This window comes from Stenotrophomonas sp. P5_B8, from assembly GCF_054049855.1.
The window spans coordinates 1-20,580 of record NZ_JBFULO010000030.1 but is presented as its reverse complement, the minus strand read 5'-3'; the positions used below and the strand labels follow the sequence as shown (position 1 = coordinate 20,580).

The window sequence follows — 20,580 nt, the reverse complement described above, 5'->3', positions numbered from 1 at the left end:
CCGCTGCACGATGTGCTTCGACATGCGTTTCGTGCGTACTGCGCTGCATGCGCATGAACATGGCTTTGCGGTGATCAGCAGTTCGCTGGGCATCTCGCGCTGGAAGGACATGAACCAGATCAATGACTGCGGCCATCGCGCCGCCGCGCATTATCCGGGCATCCAGTACTGGGACTACAACTGGCGCAAGGGAGGCGGCGCTGCGCGCATGGTGGAGATCAGCAAGCGCGAACAGTTCTATCAGCAGGAGTACTGCGGCTGCGTGTACTCGCTGCGCGATGCCAACCGCCACCGCCGCGAAAACGGCCGTGAGCGCATCAAAATCGGCCTGCTGTATTACGGGCAGGACAACGACGCGCCCAAGGGCGATTGACGCGCGCGCGCGGGGCCGCCACGCTGGTTGCCCCGCTTTCGTTGTGTTGGATCTGCCATGACCGCCGCCCCTCCCGCCGATGTGGCCCTGCTGGTGATCGACCTGCAGCCAGACTTCATGCCCGGCGGCGCGCTGGCCTGCGAGCAGGGCGACACGCTGGTGGCACCGATTGCCGCCTTGCTGGCCCAGCGCCGCTACCGCACCGTGGTGGCAACCCAGGACTGGCACCCGGCCGACCATGCGTCCTTTGCCAGCCAGCATCCGGGACATCTTCCGTTCGAAGCGATCCTGCTGCATGCGCAGCCGCAGACGCTGTGGCCCGATCACTGCGTGCAGGGCAGCGCCGGCGCGGCGTTGCACGCGGGCGTGGACTGGACCGTGGCCGACCTGATCCTGCGCAAGGGCACGCGCCAGCAGGTGGACTCGTACAGTGCCTTCCGCGAGAACCATGGACCCGACGGCACGCGCCCGGCCACCGGGCTGGCAGGCTGGCTGCATGAGCGCGGTATCCGCGAGGTGCATGTGTGCGGGCTGGCGCGCGATTACTGCGTGCTGTGGAGTGCACAGGACGCAGTGAAATCCGGGTTCCGGGTGAAGTTCCTGTGGGACCTGACCCGGCCGGTGACCGAGGCGAACGACGGCATGGTGCGCGAGGCGTTGGCGAAGGCGAAGATCGCGGTTGTTTGACGGCCGACCTCCGGGCGCCGGCCGCAACGGCGTCCCGATACCGTTTGGAGCGTGCGAAGAGCCGGCCAGCGGCCGGCACTACCGGAGCGTCGTACCCACAAACGGTGGGTAGCTACCGGTTCAGCGGAATACGACCGTGCGGTGGCCGTTGCGCAGGATGCGGTGCTCCACATGGCGGCGCACGGCGCGGGCCAGCACCTGTGATTCGGTGTCGCTGCCCAGGCGTACCAGGTCGCGCGGGGTCATGGCGTGGTCCACGCGCGCCACGTCCTGTTCGATGATCGGGCCTTCATCCAGGTCTTCGGTGACGTAATGCGCGGTGGCGCCGATGATCTTGACCCCACGCGCGTGCGCCTGGTGGTACGGCTGGGCGCCCTTGAAGCTGGGCAGGAAGCTGTGGTGGATGTTGATCGCCCGGCCCGCCAGCGCCTGGCACAGGCGCGGCGACAGGATCTGCATGTAGCGCGCCAGCACCACCAGGTCGATCTGCTCGCGCTCAACCAGATCGATGATCTGCTGCTCCTGCACGGCGCGGTTGTCGGCGTTGACGGGCAGGTGGTGGAACGGCACTTCGTACGAGCCGGCCAGCGCGGCGAAGTCGTCATGGTTGGACGCCACCGCAGCGATATCCACCTGCAGCTGGCGGCTGTGTGCGCGGAACAGCAGGTCGTTCAGGCAATGCCCCTGCTTGCTCACCAGCACCAGCAGCCGCGCACGGCGGCGCGCATCGTGCAGTTGCCAGTCCATCTGGAACTCCGCCGCCAGCGTCCCCATCCGTGCTTCCACATCGGCCAGTGACTGCGTGGCGGCACGATCGAAGTGCACACGCAGGAAGAAGCGGCCGCTTTCCTCATCGCCAAACTGCTGGGCATCGAGAATGTTGCAGCCCAGGTCGAACAGCAGACCGGACACACGGTAGACGATCCCGGTACGGTCCGGGCATGACAGGGTGAGGATGGAATCAGGGCGCATCGTGTGAGTGTAAGCGAGCACCATCACGACGCGAACGATGCTCTCAAATGCAACCAAGCGCGTGGACTCAATGCGACTCGGCGTCCAGTGCCGCGCGGATGCGGCGCAGATCGGCACCTTCCGTTGGCCAGCCGGCCACGGTGTGGATGACCTCGCCATCGCGGAGCAGATGGAAGACAGGTGTCTGGTCGGTGTCCAGCCCTTCCCATGAGGCATCGCGCACCATCGGCTGCATGGGCAGGTCCGGATGGGTGCTGTTCCAGTCGAGCATCTCCTGGCCGGGCCATGCCTGCCCGATCGGCACCACAAGTTGCAGGTGACCGCGCAGCCACGCGTATTCGGGCTGGGTGATGATGGCCTGCAGCGCGCGGCGGGAGAAACCACAGTGTGGGTGCACCACCGCGACCACGCGCAGACCGTCTTCGGCCAGTGCTGCGCGCTGCACGTGGGCGATGCCCTCCAGCTGCAGCAGTGGCCTGCCGGCCGGCGCAGGACCACGGATCACCGGCAACGCAGTGGGTGCCGTCCGCAGGCGGGCGTTGAGTGCATTGGCCTGGTCGAAGCGCTGCAACGCGATAAGGGAGCCGCGCATGCTGCGGTGGTGGTCATCCACGGCGAGATCACGCGCGACCAGCGCCTCATACAGGCACTGCAGGCGCAGTAACGTGGCTGGTTCACGTGCGTAGAAGGCGATCAGCGCGGTGGACTGGAAAAGATCCTGCAACCGGTCATCCGGCAACGCCGCGCAGTCGCCGGGCTGCATCACCTCCGGTGCGATGTGCGCATACACGGCGCGCATGGCCGCCACCCGCTCCGCCACAGGCTGTGCCGGATCGGCATCCAGCGCAACCAACCGGCCATGCAGGCTACCGGGACCGGCTTCGGTGCGGGCGATGGCGCACGACGGCAGCAGCCCGCAGCACAGCACTAGCGCGAGGAACAAGACGAAGCCGGGGCCCGGCTGTCGATCGCGCTTCATCACTGCCTCCGTGCTGTCAGCTGGATACCAGGCATCCAGCATGCCAGTGTCCCTGTCGTGCCGAAGAGACTTGGGTCGCGCTATCGATGGCGTGAATGCATTGGTCTGCCTACACCGCCGCCGGGTCCACCTTCTCCACATCGATCCCGTATTTCTCGATCGCCACCTGCAGCTGCCCGCGCGCGATCCGCCCGTCATCGGCCAGCGCCTTCAGCGCGGCCAGCACGATGAAGTGCCGGTCCACCTCGAAGAACGTACGCAGTGCCTCGCGCGTGTCCGAGCGGCCGAAGCCGTCGGTGCCCAGCGCGGTGAAGCGGCGGCCTTCGACGAACGGGCGGATCTGGTCGGCGACGATCTTCATGTAGTCGGTGGCCACCACCAGCGGACCGGCGTGCGCGGCCAGGCACTGCTGCACGTACGGTACGCGCGGTTCCTGCAGCGGGTGCAGCAGGTTCCAGCGCTCGATGGCCAGGCCGTCGCGGCGCAGTTCGGTCAGGCTGGTGGCGCTCCAGACGTCGCTGGCAATGCCGAAATCCTGCTGCAGCAGCGCAGCGGCCGCTTCCACCTCGCGCAGGATCGCGCCGCTGCCCATCAGCTGCACGCGCAGCGCCGGATCGCTGTCGGCGGTGGCCGGATGCAGCAGGTACATGCCCTTGAGGATGCCTTCCTCGGCACCGTCGGGCATGGCCGGGTGCGGGTAGTTCTCGTTGAGCACGGTGATGTAGTAGTAGATGTCTTCCTGGTCCACGTACATGCGGCGCAGACCGTCCTGGATGATCACCGCCAGCTCGAAGTTGTAGGTGGGATCAAACGACACGCAGCTGGGAATCACCGAGGACAGCACGTGGCTGTGCCCGTCGTCGTGCTGCAGGCCCTCGCCCATCAGCGTGGTGCGCCCGGAGGTGGCACCCAGCAGGAACCCGCGGGTGCGTGCGTCGGCGGCAGCCCAGGCCAGGTCACCCACGCGTTGCAGGCCGAACATCGAGTAGAAGATGTAGAACGGAATCGTCGCCAGGCCATGGTTGCTGTAGGCGGTGCCGGCGGCGATCCAGGAGCAGATCGCGCCGGACTCGTTGATGCCTTCCTGCAGGATCTGCCCGTCCTTTGCTTCCTTGTAATAGCTGAGCTGGCCGGCGTCCTGCGGCGTGTAGAGCTGGCCCAGGTAGGAGTGGATGCCGATCTGGCGGAACAGGCCTTCCATGCCGAAGGTGCGCGATTCATCGGGCACGATCGGGATGATCAGCTTGCCCAGTGCCGGGTCCTTGAGCAGGGTGCCCAGGATGCGCACGAAGCCCATGGTGGTGGACTGGCCGCGCTCACCGCTGCCCTGCAGCTGGGCGGCAAAGGCCGACAGCGCCGGCACCGGCAGCGGATCGACGTGGGTCAGGCGCGCGGGCAACTGGCCGCCCTGGGCCTGGCGGCGCTGGGCGAAGTAGCGTTCCTCCACGCTGCCCGGTACCGGGCGCAGGTACGGCATGTCTTCGAGCTGGTCGTCGCTGACCGGCAGGTCGAAGCGGTCGCGGAAGGCGCGCACTGCGTCCAGGCTCATCTTCTTGAGCTGGTGGTTGATGTTCTGCCCTTCGCYGGCCTCGCCCATGCCGAAGCCCTTGACCGTCTTGGCCAGGATCACGCTCGGGCGGCCGTTGCCGGCCACGGCCTGGGCGTAGGCGGCATACACCTTCTGCGGATCGTGACCGCCACGGGCAAGCGCCCAGATGTCGTCATCGCTCATGTCCGCGACCAGGTCGAGCAACGCCGGATACTTGCCGAAGAAATGCTCGCGCACGTAGGCGCCGCTCTGCGACTTGAAGGTCTGGTAGTCGCCGTCCACGCATTCCATCATGCGCTGGCGCAGCAGGCCGGTGCTGTCCCTGGCCAGCAGCGCGTCCCAGCCGCCGCCCCAGATCACCTTGATGACGTTCCAGCCGGCGGCGCGGAAGGTGCCTTCCAGTTCCTGGATGACCTTGGCGTTGCCGCGCACCGGGCCGTCCAGGCGCTGCAGGTTGCAGTTGACCACGAACACCAGGTTGTCCAGGCGCTCGCGCCCGGCCACCGAGATGGCGGCCAGCGATTCGGGCTGGTCCATTTCGCCATCGCCGAGGAACGCCCAGACCTTGCGGCCCTGGTGCTCCTTCAGACCGCGATATTCCAGGTAGCGCATGTAGCGTGCCTGGTAGGCCGCGGTGAGCGGGCCCAGGCCCATCGACACGGTGGGGAACTGCCAGAACTCGGGCATCAGCCGCGGGTGCGGATAGGAGGACAGGCCGTCGCGATCGGACTCGCGGCGGAAGTTGTCCATGCGCGCCGGATCGATGCGGCCCTCGACGAAGGCGCGGCCGTAGATGCCCGGGGCGGAGTGGCCCTGGATGTAGATCATGTCGCCGTCGAAGGTATCGGTGCGGCCGCGGAAGAAATGATCGAAGCCGACGTCGTACAACACCGCGGCCGACTGGTAGGTGGCGATATGCCCGCCGACGTTGGAGTGCTTGCCGGCGCGCAGCACCATCACCATCGCGTTCCAGCGGATCATCGCGTTGAGCCGACGCTCGATCGCTAGGTCGCCCGGATAGGCCGGCTGGCGCTCGACCGGGATGCTGTTGACGTAGGCCGTCCAGGCCCGGGCATGCAGGTCGCCATGGCGGGCCACGTCCAGGTCGCTGAGCTGGTCGATCAGGTAGTGCGCGCGCGGGCGCCCGGCCACGTCGGTGACCGCCTGCAGCGCTTCACGCCATTCCTGGGTTTCCTGGGGGTCGCTATCGAGGGGGGCGAGCGCTGGGTCCATGGTCCATCTCCGGCAAAGGCAGCCACTCCTGGCCGGCGTGCACTCACCGGGGAGGGAGGCCGCCGCGCGGAGTGGCAGGGAGCACCACCATAGGAGCCGGTCCGGGCGGCCGGTAGATGCGGCGCTCTTGGCTCTTTATAAAGACAAACTTTGCAATCACAGGCGAGAATGGCGGTCAGCATGAATATTCTCCAGTCAATCCGCAGCTTCATCCGTACCGCCGATGCCGGCAGCCTGGCCGCGGCCGCCCGCACCCTGGGCATCAGCGCCGCGGCGGTCGGGCAGAACATCGCGCGGCTCGAGGCGCATCTGGGCGTGCGCCTGTTCAACCGCACCACCCGCCAGCTGGCGCTGACCGAGCGCGGCGCGCTGTACCTGGCGCAGGTGCGCTACATCGAGCGCGACCTGCAACGCGCACAGGCAGCGGTGACCGACCTGGACGCCACCCCCGAAGGCCGCCTGCGCATCGCCTGCAGCACCTCCTTCGGACGCCACAAGCTGGCCCCGCTGCTGCCGTCGCTGAAGGCGCGCTACCCGCGGCTGGCGATCGAGCTGCTGCTGGCCGACCGGGCGGTGGACCACGCGCGCGAAGACGTGGATGTGAGCATCCGCATCGAGCCGCAGCTGGAGGAAGGCCTGGTGGCGCGCCCGATCGCGCAGGTGCCGTTCGTGTTCTGTGCGGCGCCTTCCTACCTGGCGCGCACCGGCGTACCGCGCACGCCCGAAGCCCTGCGCGAGCACCGCTGCCTGTTGTTCCGGCATCCCAAGGATGGCCGCCACCTGCGCTGGGGCTTCGTGCGCGATGGCCTGCGTTTCGATGCGGAGGTGAGCCCGGCCCTGGTCAGCGACGATATCGATGCGTTGGCCGCGATGGCGCTGGCCGGCGGCGGCATCACCCGGCTGGCGGCATTTGTCGCCGCGCCGTATCTGGCGCGGGGTGAATTGCAGGCGTTGTTCGAAGGCAACGAGGCCGGCGATGCGCAGGCGCTGCCCGAGCCGATGCGGCTGTTCCTGTGCGTCAGCGATCGGCGCGATCTCACCCCGAAGGTGCGTGCGTTGATGCAGCACATCGTGGAYGGGCTGCCGGCCGAATGGCGGGTCGACGGCGGCTGACGCCGGCGTGTGCAGGCGATGGCACTTGGCCACCGCCTGCCGGGTGCATCAGCGCGGCGGTGCGATGAACACGCCGCGTGCTTCACGCGGCTCACAGCGCAGGTACTGCGGCGCCGGTTCCAGCGAATCGCCGAGTGCGGCGGCGGCATGCCAGGGCCAGCGCGGGTCGTAGAGGATGCCGCGGGCCAGCGCGATGGCGTCGGCGTGGCTGTGGCGCAGAATCGACTCGGCCTGGGCCGGATCGGTGATCAGGCCGACGGCGATCACCGGCATGCGCAGCTTCTGCGCCTTGATCGCTTCAGCGAACGGCACCTGGTAGCCCGGCGACAACGGAATCTGCTGGCGCGGATCATTGCCGCCGCTGGAGACATGCAGGAACTGGCAACCGCGCCCGTCCAGCACATGCGCCAGCGTGGTGGTCTGCTCGATATCCCAGCCGCCGGCGACCCAATCGCTGGCCGAGATGCGCACGCCCACCGCGATGCGATCGGACACCGCCTCTCGCACGGCATCGAACACGCGCACCAGCAGGCGCATGCGGTTCTGCAGCGAGCCGCCGTATTCGTCCTCGCGCTTGTTGCTCAGCGGCGACAGGAACTGGTGCAGCAGGTACCCGTGCGCGGCATGCAGTTCGATCAGGTCCAAGCCGATGCGTTCGGCGCGCTGTGCGGCGACCACGAACGCCTCCACCACCGCATCGATGCCGGCACTGTCCAGCGCCTGCGGGGCCGGATCGGTGGGGCTGAAGGGAATGGCCGAGGGCGCGTAGGTGGTCCAGGCGCGCGGGTCGGAGGCCGGCAGCGCGCCGCCGCCTTCCCACGGTCGCGCCGAGGACGCCTTGCGACCGGCATGGGCCAGCTGCACGCCGATGGGCATCGGCGACCAGCGCTTCACCGCGTCGATCACGTGCTTGAGCGCGGCTTCGGTTGCATCGTTCCACAGGCCCAGGTCGGCCCAGCTGATGCGGCCTTCGGGCAGCACGGCGGTAGCCTCCAGGATCAGCAGGCCGGCGCCGGACTGGGACAGCTGGCCCAGGTGGATCTGGTGCCAGTCGTTGGCCAGACCATCGGTGGAGGAGTACTGGCACATCGGCGCGATGACGATGCGGTTGGCCAGCGACAGCGGGCCAAAGGACACGGGGGAGAAAAGCTGGCTCAAGTGGGGGACTCTGGCGAATGCGGAAAACCGGACGCTATTGCACTCCTGCTGGGCCTGCGAGGCAACCGTGTCGATGGATCACAGTTTCGCGGTGGCACACGTGGGGCGGCACCGTCGGCCCTCAGGCGTTGGCCGCCGACGGCAGCAGGAAGGCCAGGGCCGGGGCACAGGGCTGCTCGATCTTGAGGCTGAGCAGCGCATCGGCGCGGGTGCGGCCCAGGTTGAGCGCGGCCACCGGCAGGCCGGCCGTGGCGGCCGCCTGGACGAAACGGAAGCCGGAATAGACCATCAGCGAGGAGCCAACCACCAGCACGGCATCGGCCTGGGCCAGGTGGGCGTGGACGGCGGCGACGCGCTCGCGGGGCACGCTTTCGCCGAAAAAGACCACATCCGGCTTGAGGAGACCGCCGCATTGCGGGCAGGCCGGGACCTGGAAAGCGCTGAAATCCACGCCCTCCAGATCGGCATCGCCGTCGGGGGCCTGGGCGGCGTCGAGCCGGTCCCAGCCAGGGTTGTGGTCGAGCAGGCGTTGCTGGAACGCATCGCGCGGGGTGCGCGCCTCGCAGCCCATACAGCGCACCTGGTCCAGCCTGCCGTGCAGGTCGATGACCGCCTGGCTGCCGGCGCGCTGGTGCAGGCGGTCGACGTTCTGGGTGAGCAGCACCTCGAGCTGGCCGCGCGCTTCGAGTGCGGCCAGGGCGGCATGGGTGCCGTTGGGGTGTGCCTGGCCGAAGCGCGGCCAGCCCAGCAGGCTGCGCGCCCAGTAGCGCTGGYGGGTGGCCAGCTCGCCCATGAAGGCCTGGTAGGTCACCGGCGGGGTGCGCTTCCACTGGCCATCGGCATCGCGGTAATCGGGGATGCCCGAATCGGTGCTGCAGCCGGCGCCGGTGAGGACGAACAGGCGTTGGGCACGGTCGATGAAGTCGGCGAGCGGGCTGGACATGCTGATCAGGTGGGGGCGCGCGGCGGCGAACCCAATCCGCTTACGGGCCGGGGATGGCGTCGGGCAGCGGCGGCACGGCGGTGGGATGGCCGTCGGCATCCAGGGCGATCATGACGAAATGACCGCGGGTGCAGAGCTTGCGCTCGCCGGTGTGGAGGTCTTCGGCGATCAGCTCCACTTCCACCTTCATCGAGCTGCGGCCGACCTCGACGATGCGGCCGATGGTCTCGACCATCTGGCCGATGCGGATGGGCAGTTTGAAGTCGACCTGGTCCGACCGCGCGGTGACCACGGTGCGGCGCGAATAGCGGGCGGCGGCGAGGAAGGCGGCCTTGTCCATCCAGGCCAGCGCCTGGCCACCGAACAGGGTGCCGAGGTGGTTGGTGTGATTGGGGAAGACGATCTCGGCCATGCTGATTTCAGTGGGCGGGATGGGGTCGGGGGTGGAGGACATGGGGATGGCCGGTGTGAGGGGGAGTCGGCGCGGATGATACGGCAGGGGGTGGGGTGGGTGTGTCGCGTTGTTGGCGTTTTGTCTGCTATCGCGTGGAGAAGGCTGGGCCCCCATTGCAGGACACGCCGCAAGTACGTCCTGTAGGCTCGCATGCGCCATCCATGGCGCATGACGGTCCTGCAACGGGGGCCCAACCTTCTCTGGACGGTTTGCCTGCGCGCGGATGCGAGAGCGGGTTGGCTGGGTGGGCACGGATCTGGGGGACGGGGAGAAGAGCAGCCGAGCGTGGCTCGGCTCTACCGGGGGCTGCGTCCGGGTAGAGCCACCCCATGGGTGGCTGCGCGCGGTGCTGGATTACGAGGCCGCCACCCATGGGGTGGCTCTACCGTCGCCGCTCGGAAACGAAAAACCCCGGCGCGTGGCCGGGGTTTTCGTGGATGCGTGTGGCRCTGGAATCAGAACGACATGTCGAACGAGACTTCGCCCTTCACGCCCACCTGGTAGGCCGAGGAGCGGCGTTCGAAGAAGTTGGTCAGCTCCTGCACGTCCTGCAGCTCCATGAAGCTCAGCGGGTTGCGCACGTTGTACTTGCGCTCCATGCCCAGGCGGTGGAAATGGTTGTCGGCGCAATGCTGCAGGTACTGGCGCATGTCGCGGGTGGAAATGCCGGCCACGCCGCCGGACAGCACGTCCTCGGCGAACTGCACTTCGCATTCGATCGCCTCGGCCAGCATGTCATACACCTGCTGCTTCATCGCATCGTCGAACAGATCCGGCTCTTCCTCGCGGATCACGTCGACGCACTCGAAGGCGAACTCCATGTGCGCGCTCTCGTCGCGGAACACCCAGTTGGTGCCCGAGGCCAGGCCGTTGAGCAGGCCGCGCGAACGGAAGTAGTACACGTAAGCGAAGGCGGCAAAGAAGAACAGGCCTTCGATGCAGGCGGCAAAGCAGATCTGGTTGAGCAGGAACTGGCGGCGCTCGTCGCGGGTTTCGATGCGCTTGAGGTCCTGGATCGAGTCGATCCACTTGAAGCAGAAGTCGGCCTTCTTCTTGATCGAGTCGATGTTCTCCACCGCCGCGAACGCCTTGACGCGCTCGTCCGGGTCCGGCAGGTAGTTGTCGAGCAGGGTCAGGTAGAACTGCACGTGCAGCGCTTCTTCGTACAGCTGGCGCGACAGGTACATGCGCGCTTCGGGCGCATTCAAGTGCTGGTACAGGTTCAGCACCAGGTTGTTGGACACGATCGAATCGCCGGTGGCGAAGAACGCGACCAGGCGGTGGATCAGGTGGCGCTCGCCCGGCGACATCTTGCTGTGCAGGTCGCTGATGTCGATCTGGAAATTGATTTCCTCGACCGTCCAGGTGTTCTTGATCGCATTGCGATACATGTCATAGAACTGTGGGTAGCGCATCGGGCGCAGGGTCAGTTCAAAACCTGGATCGAGCAACATCTGGTTTGGCTTGTCTGCCATGGGGATTTCCTTGGTTCAGTGGCGGCGTCCCGATCGGGGAAGCGTCGAAAGACCCGCGCGTGTGCGCGACGGGCTTCCGGCACCGCGGGCAGAGGCAACGCCCGGCGGTGTCAGCGTGTTTGGGGTGGAGCGGTGAAGCAGCCGGGCTGGGCCCGGCGGTGTCGATCGTTTTTTCGTACCCACCAACGGTGGGTACCTACCCAAGGTTGCCGGCCCAGTGGGCCGGCACGCCTTTTATTGGCACGCCTCGCAGCTTTCCGGGTTTTCCAGCGAGCAGGCTACGGCTTCGTCCGGGGTGAACACCTTCTCCGGTGCGGCATGCGAGCCCTGGCTGATCGTGGTCTTGGCGATCTTGGTGGCCGGGCGCGAGCGCAGGTAGTAGGTGGTCTTGATGCCCTGCTTCCAGGCGTACATGTACATGGAAGACATCGCGCCGATGTTCGGGCTTTCCATGAACAGGTTGAGCGAGGCGGACTGGTCGATGAACGCGCCGCGGTCGGCGGCCATGTCGATCAGCGACCGCATCGGCAGTTCCCAGGCGGTGCGGTAGATGTGGCGCAGGGTTTCCGGGATCTGGGCGATGCCCTGGATGGAACCTTCGGCCATCTTGATCGCATCGCGCATTTCCGGTGTCCAGTGGCCCAGCTTCTTCAGCTCGGTCACCAGGTAGCGGTTGACCTGCAGGAAGTCGCCGGACAGGGTTTCGCGCTTGAACAGGTTGGACACCTGCGGCTCGACGCACTCATAGCAACCGGCGATCGAGGCGATGGTCGCGGTCGGGGCGATGGCGATCAGCAGCGAGTTGCGCAGGCCATGTTCCTTGATGCGCTCACGCAGGGCATCCCAGCGCGCGGTGTCTTCGGGCACCACGTTCCAGGCGTCGAACTGCAGCTCGCCGCTGGCCGCACGGGTGTCGGCGAAGGACGGGTGCTTGCCGCGTTCCTGGGCCAGTTCGCACGAGGTTTCCAGGGCGTGGAAGTAGATCGCTTCGGCGATCTTCTTCGACAGCGCGCGGGCTTCGGCACTGTCGAAGGCCAGGCGCTTGCGGAAGAACACGTCCTGCAGGCCCATGCAGCCCAGGCCGACCGGACGCCAGCGCAGGTTGCCGCGGCGGGCGGTTTCGATCGGGTAGAAGTTCAGGTCGATGACGCGGTCGAGCTGGCGCACGGCCAGGCGCACGGTGTCGGCCAGCTTGTCGAAATCGAACTCGCCGTGGGCATCGAAATGGTTGCCCAGGTTGATCGAGCCCAGGTTGCACACCGCGGTCTCTTCGGCCGAGGTGATCTCCAGGATTTCGGTGCACAGGTTGGACAGGTGGATGACGTTGCCCGGACGCAGGGTCTGGTTGCTGGCGCGGTTGCACTTGTCCTTGAAGGTCATCCAGCCGTTGCCGGTCTCGGCCAGGGTACGCATCATCCGCGAGTACAGCTTGCGCGCGGAGATGGTGCGCTGGGCCTTGCCCTGGGCTTCGGCCTGCAGGTAGGCCTGCTCGAAGGCTTCGCCGAACAGGTCGGTGAACTCGGGCACCACGCTGGGATCGAACAGCGACCATTCCTGGTCGCTCTCCACCCGCTGCATGAACAGGTCGGGGATCCAGTTGGCCAGGTTCAGGTTGTGCGCACGGCGCGATTCGTCGCCGGTGTTGTCACGCAGTTCGAGGAAGTCCTCGATGTCGGCATGCCAGGTTTCCAGGTACACACAGGCCGCGCCCTTGCGCTTGCCGCCCTGGTTCACCGCGGCCACGGACGAGTCCATGGTCTTCAGCCACGGCACGATGCCGTTGGAATGGCCGTTGGTCGACTTGATCAGCGAGCCACGCGAACGCACGCGGCTGTAGCTGACGCCGATGCCGCCGCTGAACTTGGACAGCTGGGCGATGTCGCCGTACTTGGCGTAGATCGACTCCAGCGAATCCTGCGGCGAGTCCAGCAGGAAGCACGAGGACAGCTGCTCATGCGTGGTGCCGGAGTTGAACAGGGTCGGGCTGGACGGCAGGTAGTCCAGGTTGCCCATGCGCTTGTACAGCGCCAGGGTTTCCGGCACGTCTTCACTCAGCGCGCTGGCGATGCGCAGGAAGAACTGCTGCGGGGTCTCGATCACCTTGCGGGTATGCGGATGGCGCAGCAGGTAGCGGTCGTACAGGGTACGCAGGCCGAAGTAATCGAAATGCAGGTCCAGCGACGGATCGATGGCGTCGTTGAGCTTGCGGGCGTTGATCTGCACGAAGTCCAGCAGGCGCGCGTTGATCAGGCCCACTTCGTGGCCACGACCGACCGACTGCGAGAACGCGTGGATTTCCTGGCCGGACACTTCCTTGGCGATGAAGTTGGCCAGCAGGCGCGCAGCCAGGCGGCCGTACTCGGGCTCTTCACCGATCAGCAGGGCGGCAGTGCGGATGGACAGCTCGTCCAGCTCCTGGGTGGTGGCGCCGTTGTACAGGCCGGAGATGGTGCGGGTGGCCACGCGCATCGGGTCCACGGCATGCAGGCCCTCGCAGCAGCGCTGCACCGCACGCACGATCTTGTTCAGGTCCACCAGTTCGGTAGTGCCGTTGCGCTTGGTGACGCTCATGGCGTTGGCCGTGGGCGGCGAGGTCAGAAGGAACTCGCTTTCCTGCTCGGTGGCTGCGCTGGTTTCGGTGCTCACGGCGTTTTCCTCTTGGCGTGATTTGGGGTCGTACAGCGTCACCTGCGTGGCAGGCGCCGGACCGGTGCACGGACTCCCAGAGTGGACCTGTGGCGTCGCAAGGGCCGCGACTGCGCAGGCGGGCCTGCGTGGCGGTTTCCTTGCGTTACAGGTCCCCTCCCCCGGGAGTGGTGCGACCGGCACCGCACGCTGTACTTACGTGCGGTTGTCAGTAGGTCTTCAGGCCATCGGCGTGAAGGCGAACTACCCGTCGACTTGTGGTCGCCGGTACCGACGGCCACAAGATAGTGGGGGTACCAGGTGTCGTCAACGCCAAATGTAGTGAAATTGGCCAATCCCTTGGGGCGCAAGGATTCGCATTTGGGACGCGCCGACGAATGGTCTTGACCTGTCGAAACCGAGTGCGCAGTCAAGGCCGGAACAGCCACGTCCGGTGAGAAACAGGCAGGCCGAAAACAGAACGACGGCATCACGCGGCGCTAACGAACAGACGGCGGTCAGGGTGACTTCCGACCCGCGCAGGCGGTCCAGCCCGGTGCCACGCTCGCCCTGCCCCTTTCCTGCCCGATGCCCATGCGCCTGCCCGTGACCGGATGTCTGTTGTTGAGCCTGGCCGTGGCCGCCACCGCGATGGCCGGAGAGAACACGCCGCCGGCGCTGTCCTCGCGCCAGTGCGGGGTCGGCACGCCCTACAACGTGCTGGTGGACAGTGGCGGGATCTGGCTGCGCAACCGCGACCGGGTCCCGGCGGAGATCTTCTTCCACGACGGCGAGCTCAATATCGACCGCCAGCCGATCCCGGTCAGTGCCGCCGATGCCCAGCGCCTGCGCCAGCTCGAGTGGGGCACCCGGCAGCTGGTCCCGGCCGTGGCCGGGGTGGCCGGCGAGTCGGTGGACATCGCCTTTGATGCATTGGGGGCCACGGTGGAGATCATGACCGGCAGCCGCGGCAAGGCGCGCCAGGTGGAAACCTTGCGCAAGGATGCCCACGACTACGTGGGCCGTACGCTGGGCCGTGGCATCTGGGAGCAGGACCTGTTCGGCGAACAGTTCGAGGCCCGCATCGAACAGGCCGCCGAATCGATGTCCGGCGCGCTGGCCCGCGGGGTGATGTGGTCGACGCTGACCGGCGGCGCGGACCGCATCGAAGCCCGCGCCGAGAAGATGGAGGCCGACCTGGACCGCCGGATGGAGGCCCGCGGCCAGGCGCTGGAGGCGCAGGCCCAGTCGCTGTGCAGCCAGGTGCTGGCGCTGGATGCGCTGCAGCAGTCGCTGGAAGTGCGCTACCAGGGCAAGGCCCTGGCGATGATGGTGATGGACCGCGACGAGGACGCCGCCCCGGTCATCGCCCATGAGCAGCCGCGCGGCGATGCCCTGGCGCTGCCGAAACCGTAAACCGCCGCCCGGTCACGCCCGGTGCGGCGTGCCCAGGTACTCGGCGCTCTGCATTTCGATCAGGCGCGAGGCGGTGCGCTCGAAGGCGCCCTGCAGGCGCGTGCCCGAGTACAGCGCGACCGGGGAGTCGGTGGCGGTGCAGACCAGGTTGACGTGGCGGTCGTAGAGTTCGTCGATCAGGTTGACGAAACGACGCGCGGCATCTTCGTTGAGTGTGTCGAAATGCGGAATGTCGCCCAGCAGCACGGTGTTGAACTCGTGCGCGATCTCGATGTAGTCCGACGGCCCGCGCGGACCTTCGCACAGCGCCTTGAAGTCGAACCAGACGATGCTCTTGCCGCGCCCGCGTACCGGGATCTTGCGGCTTTCGATCTCGATGTTGCCCGGCTTGGCGGGCTGGCCACCGCTGAGCTCGGCCCAGCGCGTGTCCAGCCAGGCATCGCTGCCGGCATCGCGTGGGGCCTGGTACACCGGCGAGCGGGTCAGCGCCCGCATCCGGTAGTCCTCGGTACCTTCGGCGTACAGCTCCACGCAGTAGGTCTGCAGCAGGCCGATGGCGGGCAGGAAGCTGTCGCGCTGCAGGCCGTTGAGGTACAGGTTTTCCACGGCGGTATTGGAGGTGGTCACCAGGGTCACGCCCTCGGCGAACATGCGCTCGAGCAGGCGCGCCAGCAGCATTGCATCGCCGATGTCGGTGACGAAGAACTCGTCCAGCACCAGCACGCGCAGCTTGCTGCGCCATTCCTGGGCGATCTTCGCCAGCGGATCGCTCTGTCCCTGGTGCTCGCGCAGGCGCTCGTGGATGCCGCGCATGAAGCGATGGAAATGGGTGCGGTACTTCTGTTCGATCGGCAGCCCGTCGTAGAACAGATCGACCAGGAAAGTCTTGCCGCGTCCCACCCCGCCCCAGAAATACAGGCCCTTGACCGGCTCGGGCTTCTTCCAGAATGCGGAGAGGCGGTCCAGCCAGCCGTCCTGGGCGCTGTCGACCAGCGCGAGATGGATGCGATCCAGCTCGGCCAGGGCGGCGTGCTGGGCCGGGTCGTTTTGCCATTCGCCCCGGGCCACGCCATCGGCGTAGCGCTGCGACGGGGTCATCACGGTGTCGCTCATGCCGCGTCGGGGGCCGCGTCGGGCAGCCACTGCTTGACGCCATGGATGAGCGCGCCGCGCAGGTCGACGATCTTGCGGTGGAAGAAGTGGCTGGTATCGGGCATGCGCACCAGTTCGTGCGGTGCATCCATACCGTCCAGCCAGTCATAGACCGCCTGCGGATCGACGATCTCGTCTTCCTCGCCCTGGACCACCAGCCACTGGGCCGGCGGCTGCATGCCCTCGAAGTCCCAGCGCCCGGCCGGCGGCGCGATCGAGATCAGCGTGGTCGGCTGCAGGTCGCCCGCCGCGCGCAACGAGACGTATGCCCCGAAGCTGAAACCGGCCAGCCATAGCGCCTGGCCCGGCCGCTGCGCACGCACCCAGGCGGCGACGGCCTTGAGGTCGTCCTGCTCGCCCACGCCATTGTCGAAGCTGCCGGCCGAGTCGCCGACGCTGCGGAAGTTGAAGCGCACGGTGGCGATGCCCAGGTCGCGCAGCGCGCGCGCCGCCATGGTCACCACCTTGTTGTGCATGCTGCCGCCCTCGGTGGACAGGGGGTGGCAGACGATCGCCACCACCGGCTGCACGGCGACATCGGCCTCGGGCAGATCGACCACGACATCGAGCGGACCGACCGGTCCGTCCAGCGTCAGCGCACCGCTTTCTTGGGGAAATGGGGGATTGTGCATGGCGTCATAATACCGTCCCTCCGCGTGCTTCACCGCCGCCCCTGCCAGGTCCGTACATGCACTATCTGGTTTTCAGCGTTCTCTGCAGCGTGCTGGTCTCGGTCCTGCTGAAGCTGGCGCCGCGCCGGCGGCTGGACATGCCCCAGGTGGTGACCTGGAATTACCTGGTCGCCAGCGTGCTCAGCGCAGTGCTGCTGCAACCCTCGCTGGCCTCGCTGCAGACCGCGCATGCGCCGTGGGCCGCTCTGCTCTGTCTGGCCGTGGCGCTGCCGGCCATCTTCCTGATGATGGGCGGCGCGGTGACCCGCGCCGGGATCGTGCGCAGCGATGTGGCCCAGCGGTTGTCACTGCTGCTTTCGCTGCTGGCCGCGTTCCTGGTGTTCGGCGAGACGGCCAACGGTTGGAAGCTGGCCGGGCTGGGATTGGGGCTGTTGGCGATCCTGGGTATCAGCGCGCGCCCGCGGGCCGGTGCGGCCGAGCCCACCGGCGGGCGGGCCTGGCCGTGGCTGCTGGCAGTGTGGGTGGGCTATGCCCTGGTCGACATCCTGCTCAAGAAGGTGGCGTTGTCGGGTACGCCCTCGATGGCGGCGCTGCTGGCCAGCTTCTGCCTGGCCTTCGTGCTGATGCTTGCCCTGCAGCTATGGCGCCACCTGCGCGGGATCGCCCGCCTGCAATGGCGCAACGGGGTTGGTGGCGCCCTGCTCGGCCTGCTCAACTTCGGCAACATCCTGTTCTACGTGCGCGCCCACCAGCACCTGCCGGACAGCCCGGCGGTGGTGTTTGCCGGCATGAACATCGGCGTGGTGGTGCTGGGTGCGCTGGTGGGCATGCTCGGCTTCGGCGAGCGCACCAGCGTGTGGAACCGGGTGGGCCTGGCGCTGGCCGTGGTCGCGATCGGGTTGATCGCGTGGGGCACGTGGTAGGCAGCGACCAGCCTCATTGACGCAACAAACCGCGCAGTCGCGACGCGATGTTTCGATTGATACGCCGACGGAGATCACATTCGCACCTGCCAGATCGTGGACCCCACTACATAGACTCGCGGGTCTCCACTGGCCAGGAAGCCTCCTGTGACACGACCATCCTCTGCGCGACTCCTGACATCACTGGCATGCCTGGCCTTGGGCGGCTGTGCGAGCCTGGGGGGATTCCCTGATTTCACCGCACCGGCCTACCCGCCACCATCCCATTACCCGACCTATCCCCCCGCGTATCCCGTTGGGGGCGACCGACCGGATTCAGAGGTGGTGAGCTGCCACAGTAGTGACCACCGCTTCCAACGCTGCAACGTACAGATTTCGGCAAAAGACACGGTGCACCTGATCAGCCGGGATTCGCGCTCGCCGTGCGAGTTCGGCCGTGACTGGGGCCAGGACCACAGCGACCTTTGGGTCGACAACGGGTGCCGCGCCACCTTCCGGATCGAACGCCACTACTGGCGATGAAGTGACGATGCAGGATCAGCGATCAAACCCCAGCAGCAGCGGATCATGGTCCGAGCTGCGCCATGGGCCGGCTTCGTTGCGGTCGCGGTAGCCGACATCGTCGGCCTCGTCGGCGTTGATGTGCCACTCCGCAGCGGCGCGCAGGCGCTTGGCCATGCCCGGGCTCAACAGCGCGTGGTCCAACCGGCCGGTCATACCGTTGTAGACATAGCTGTAAGGCCGTTCAACCTTGGCCACGGCGAACGCATCCCGCCAGCCGGCCGCGTGCAGGGTGCGGATCGGGTCTTCCATCGCGTAGGCGTTGAAGTCGCCCAGCAGCACCGCATCGCGGGTGCCCGCGCCGGTGGGATCGGTCGCCAGCCACTGGTCCAGCAGCGTGGCCGAGGCGACCCGGGTGGCATTCCAGCAGGCCTGGCCGTCCTTCTGGTCAGCGTCCGCGCCGGTGGCGTCGGAGCAGCCCTTGGATTTGAAGTGATTGGCCACGACCACGAACGGCGCGCCCTTGCCCGCACGGAAGGCCTGCGCCAGCGGCACGCGGCTGCGCTCGCCGAAGGGCTCCTTCGCCAGCACTGCGGGGGCCCCGACCGGGGTCACGCGGGAAGCACGATAGAGGATGCCGACCCGGATCGGGTTGTCGCCCGGGCCCTGCCGGGCATCGATGAAACGCCAGTCGGCCCCCTCGCCTCGATCGGCGTTGAGGGCATCGACCAGTTGGGCGATCGCCGACTGCGGACCGTAACCATCGTTCTCCAGTTCCATCAGCGCGGCGACATCGGCACCGAGGGCGTTGATGGTCGCCACCAGTTTGGCTTTCTGCGCCTGATGCTCGGCCAGGGTACGGGCGCCGCGCAGGGTCGGGTAACCGCCGCCCTGACCATCCCCGTTGAAGAAATTCTCCAGGTTGAACGCCGCCACGTGCAGGGCGCCCGCCACCACCGGCACCGCCGGGCGTTCCAGCGCCGGCAGGTTCAGCGGGCGGGTCACCTGCAGACGGGTGTTGCCCTTGGGATCGATGCGGACGATGCCTTCGATATTGCGCAGGACCATGCCGGTGCGCAGGTTCGCGGCCGCCGGCAGGTAGGCGGCCGGGCCAGGATCACGGGCATCGCTGCCATCGTCCAGCACCAGCCGGCGATGCAGGTTGTCGGCCATCACCTGCGCGTGCCCCGCGGTACCGGGAGCGGCCACTTCACTCGGCTGCCACAGACGCCCACCGAAGGCCACGGTCAGCTCACCGAAGCGCGACAGGCCATCGGTGCCGGCCAGGGTCAGCGGCGCGGCGATGCGCACCTGCTGGCCATCCAGCGTGCGCCAGTCGGTCGGCGGCGCGGTCAGGGTGACCGTGGCCGACGTGGTCGGCGCCGGACGCACCTGCGGCGAGGTGGCGGGCTGCGGCTGGGCGGCATGGACCGCGCCGGACAACGCCAGCGCGAGGGCGAACACGAGGGGGGTACGGCGCATCGGAAGCAGGACTCCAGGAAAGTGCGACAAGGCTAACCACATAAAGTGAAACGCCGCCCTTCGGCGGCGTCGGTGGCCTGATCCGGCAAAGCCGTCATTTCAGGTTGGCGAGCATCCAATCGACCGTGGCATGGATCTGCTCCTCGGTCAGCGCCGGATTACCGCCCTTGGGCGGCATGATGCCACCGTCCGGGCCGGTGTAGCCCTCCACCGCGTGCTTGTAGAGCGTGTCCTTGCCCTGGGCGATGCGCGCATCCCAGTGGCTGTGGTCCAGGGTCGGTGCCTTGCCCACGCCATTGGTATGGCAGGCGGTGCACAGGTTGTCGAAGATGACCTTGCCGTCGGTGGTACCGCCGTAGGCCACCTGCGAGGCGRCCTTGGCCAGGGCCGCAGCCTTGGCCGAGGCCTGCGCGGCGGCGCCGGTGCTGCCGGCATAGACCGCGCCGGCCGGGGCAATGCGCTGTTCAGTGCGCTTGGCGGCCAACGGGGAGACTTCCGGGGGAATGCTGGTGTGCAGGTAGGCAGCGAACAGAATCAGGCCGAGCGTGATGGCCATCAACAGCGCGATGACCATGGAAAAGCGTTTCAGGAACTCGAGGTCGTAATTCCGCACTCTCTATACCCCTGGCTGGTAGTCGTTGGACCACGGCYTGTCGGTCGAGTATGACCAGCGTCAGCGGGGCTCTGCAAGCTGCCACTTTCTATCGCAATGCAGCATGGGCATGGCTCAGCCGCCCGCGGCCCGCAGGCAGAAAACACAGATCGACTCCACCAGCGCGTGTTCGTCGCCGTGCGCGTCGCGGCTGGGCGCGGTTGGACCGACCAGCGCTTCGGTGAACGCACCGACGATGCAGGCCGCCGCCACGTGGGTGTCCTGCGGCGGAAAGGTGCCGTCCTCGATGCCGTCGGCGAC

Annotated in this window: 18 protein-coding genes and 1 pseudogene; 6 read left to right on the top strand and 13 right to left on the bottom strand. The window is 67.3% G+C overall.

The window, feature by feature from the left end; genetic code table 11:
- Both ACXJKH_RS03245 and pncA read left to right on the top strand, forming a co-directional pair.
- Window positions 1–373 (top strand): epoxyqueuosine reductase QueH (locus tag ACXJKH_RS03245; RefSeq protein WP_457318280.1); only part of this gene is annotated, 373 nt, incomplete at its 5' end.
- A gap of 57 nt (window positions 374–430) precedes the next feature.
- Window positions 431–1,060 (top strand): bifunctional nicotinamidase/pyrazinamidase, encoded by a 630-nt coding sequence (gene pncA, locus ACXJKH_RS03240; protein WP_457318279.1) that lies wholly within the window; start codon window positions 431–433, stop codon window positions 1,058–1,060.
- A 120-nt stretch (window positions 1,061–1,180) separates the two neighbouring features.
- Here the strand turns inward: pncA and purU are convergent, their stop codons facing one another.
- The 3 genes from purU to aceE form a co-directional block, all read right to left on the bottom strand.
- The gene (gene purU, locus ACXJKH_RS03235; protein ID WP_457318278.1) at window positions 1,181–2,032 is read right to left on the bottom strand and encodes a formyltetrahydrofolate deformylase; all 852 of its coding nucleotides are present in this window, start codon (window positions 2,030–2,032) and stop codon (window positions 1,181–1,183) included.
- Window positions 2,033–2,099: 67 nt separating this feature from the next.
- Window positions 2,100–3,011, bottom strand: coding sequence for a hypothetical protein (locus ACXJKH_RS03230; RefSeq protein ID WP_457318277.1), 912 nt, complete (start codon window positions 3,009–3,011; stop codon window positions 2,100–2,102).
- 109 nt (window positions 3,012–3,120) lie between these two features.
- The gene (aceE, locus tag ACXJKH_RS03225) at window positions 3,121–5,793 is read right to left on the bottom strand and encodes a pyruvate dehydrogenase (acetyl-transferring), homodimeric type (protein ID WP_457318276.1); all 2,673 of its coding nucleotides are present in this window, start codon (window positions 5,791–5,793) and stop codon (window positions 3,121–3,123) included.
- A 180-nt stretch (window positions 5,794–5,973) separates the two neighbouring features.
- Between aceE and ACXJKH_RS03220 the strand changes: the two genes are divergently transcribed.
- Complete coding sequence (locus ACXJKH_RS03220) at window positions 5,974–6,906, top strand: LysR substrate-binding domain-containing protein (RefSeq protein ID WP_457318275.1); 933 nt, start codon at window positions 5,974–5,976, stop codon at window positions 6,904–6,906.
- Window positions 6,907–6,954: 48 nt separating this feature from the next.
- Here ACXJKH_RS03220 and ACXJKH_RS03215 read toward each other — a convergent pair whose 3' ends face one another.
- The 5 genes from ACXJKH_RS03215 to ACXJKH_RS03195 all read right to left on the bottom strand — a co-directional run bounded on the left by ACXJKH_RS03215 (window position 6,955) and on the right by ACXJKH_RS03195 (window position 13,582).
- A complete protein-coding gene (locus tag ACXJKH_RS03215; RefSeq protein WP_256775238.1) occupies window positions 6,955–8,064 on the bottom strand; it encodes an NADH:flavin oxidoreductase/NADH oxidase in 1,110 nt (369 codons plus the stop codon).
- Between the two features lie 121 nt (window positions 8,065–8,185).
- The gene (locus ACXJKH_RS03210; RefSeq protein WP_457318274.1) at window positions 8,186–9,007 is read right to left on the bottom strand and encodes an NAD-dependent protein deacetylase; all 822 of its coding nucleotides are present in this window, start codon (window positions 9,005–9,007) and stop codon (window positions 8,186–8,188) included.
- Between the two features lie 40 nt (window positions 9,008–9,047).
- The gene (locus ACXJKH_RS03205; protein WP_457318273.1) at window positions 9,048–9,461 is read right to left on the bottom strand and encodes an acyl-CoA thioesterase; all 414 of its coding nucleotides are present in this window, start codon (window positions 9,459–9,461) and stop codon (window positions 9,048–9,050) included.
- A 455-nt stretch (window positions 9,462–9,916) separates the two neighbouring features.
- Complete coding sequence (locus ACXJKH_RS03200) at window positions 9,917–10,936, bottom strand: ribonucleotide-diphosphate reductase subunit beta (RefSeq protein ID WP_256775241.1); 1,020 nt, start codon at window positions 10,934–10,936, stop codon at window positions 9,917–9,919.
- Between the two features lie 234 nt (window positions 10,937–11,170).
- On the bottom strand, window positions 11,171–13,582 hold the full coding sequence (locus ACXJKH_RS03195) for a ribonucleoside-diphosphate reductase subunit alpha (RefSeq protein WP_256775242.1): 2,412 nt from the start codon (window positions 13,580–13,582) through the stop codon (window positions 11,171–11,173).
- A gap of 573 nt (window positions 13,583–14,155) precedes the next feature.
- Here ACXJKH_RS03195 and ACXJKH_RS03190 point away from each other — a divergent pair.
- On the top strand, window positions 14,156–14,977 hold the full coding sequence (locus ACXJKH_RS03190) for a DUF2884 family protein (protein ID WP_457318272.1): 822 nt from the start codon (window positions 14,156–14,158) through the stop codon (window positions 14,975–14,977).
- A gap of 12 nt (window positions 14,978–14,989) precedes the next feature.
- Here ACXJKH_RS03190 and zapE read toward each other — a convergent pair whose 3' ends face one another.
- Window positions 14,990–16,090 carry a cell division protein ZapE gene (gene zapE / locus ACXJKH_RS03185; protein WP_256775244.1) on the bottom strand — a complete coding sequence of 367 codons (1,101 nt, stop codon included), beginning with the start codon at window positions 16,088–16,090 and terminating at the stop codon, window positions 14,990–14,992.
- Complete coding sequence (locus ACXJKH_RS03180) at window positions 16,087–16,761, bottom strand: alpha/beta hydrolase (protein WP_457318271.1); 675 nt, start codon at window positions 16,759–16,761, stop codon at window positions 16,087–16,089. The genes zapE and ACXJKH_RS03180 overlap by 4 nt, the downstream gene beginning before the upstream one ends.
- Before the next feature lie 56 nt (window positions 16,762–16,817).
- On the opposite strand from ACXJKH_RS03180, the gene ACXJKH_RS03175 reads away from it, so the two are divergent.
- Window positions 16,818–17,684 carry an EamA family transporter gene (locus ACXJKH_RS03175; protein ID WP_457318270.1) on the top strand — a complete coding sequence of 289 codons (867 nt, stop codon included), beginning with the start codon at window positions 16,818–16,820 and terminating at the stop codon, window positions 17,682–17,684.
- Window positions 17,685–17,831: 147 nt separating this feature from the next.
- Window positions 17,832–18,206, top strand: a complete 375-nt coding sequence (locus ACXJKH_RS03170; protein WP_457318269.1) for a DUF3011 domain-containing protein — start codon at window positions 17,832–17,834, stop codon at window positions 18,204–18,206.
- A 15-nt stretch (window positions 18,207–18,221) separates the two neighbouring features.
- Here the strand turns inward: ACXJKH_RS03170 and ACXJKH_RS03165 are convergent, their stop codons facing one another.
- The 3 genes and pseudogenes from ACXJKH_RS03165 to ACXJKH_RS03155 form a co-directional block, all read right to left on the bottom strand.
- Window positions 18,222–19,667: an ExeM/NucH family extracellular endonuclease gene (locus ACXJKH_RS03165; RefSeq protein WP_457318268.1), complete on the bottom strand. Its 1,446-nt coding sequence runs from the start codon at window positions 19,665–19,667 to the stop codon at window positions 18,222–18,224.
- A gap of 94 nt (window positions 19,668–19,761) precedes the next feature.
- A complete protein-coding gene (locus tag ACXJKH_RS03160) occupies window positions 19,762–20,280 on the bottom strand; it encodes a c-type cytochrome (RefSeq protein ID WP_457318267.1) in 519 nt (172 codons plus the stop codon).
- 114 nt (window positions 20,281–20,394) lie between these two features.
- Window positions 20,395–20,580: pseudogene (locus tag ACXJKH_RS03155) on the bottom strand (TetR/AcrR family transcriptional regulator); the annotation flags it as partial.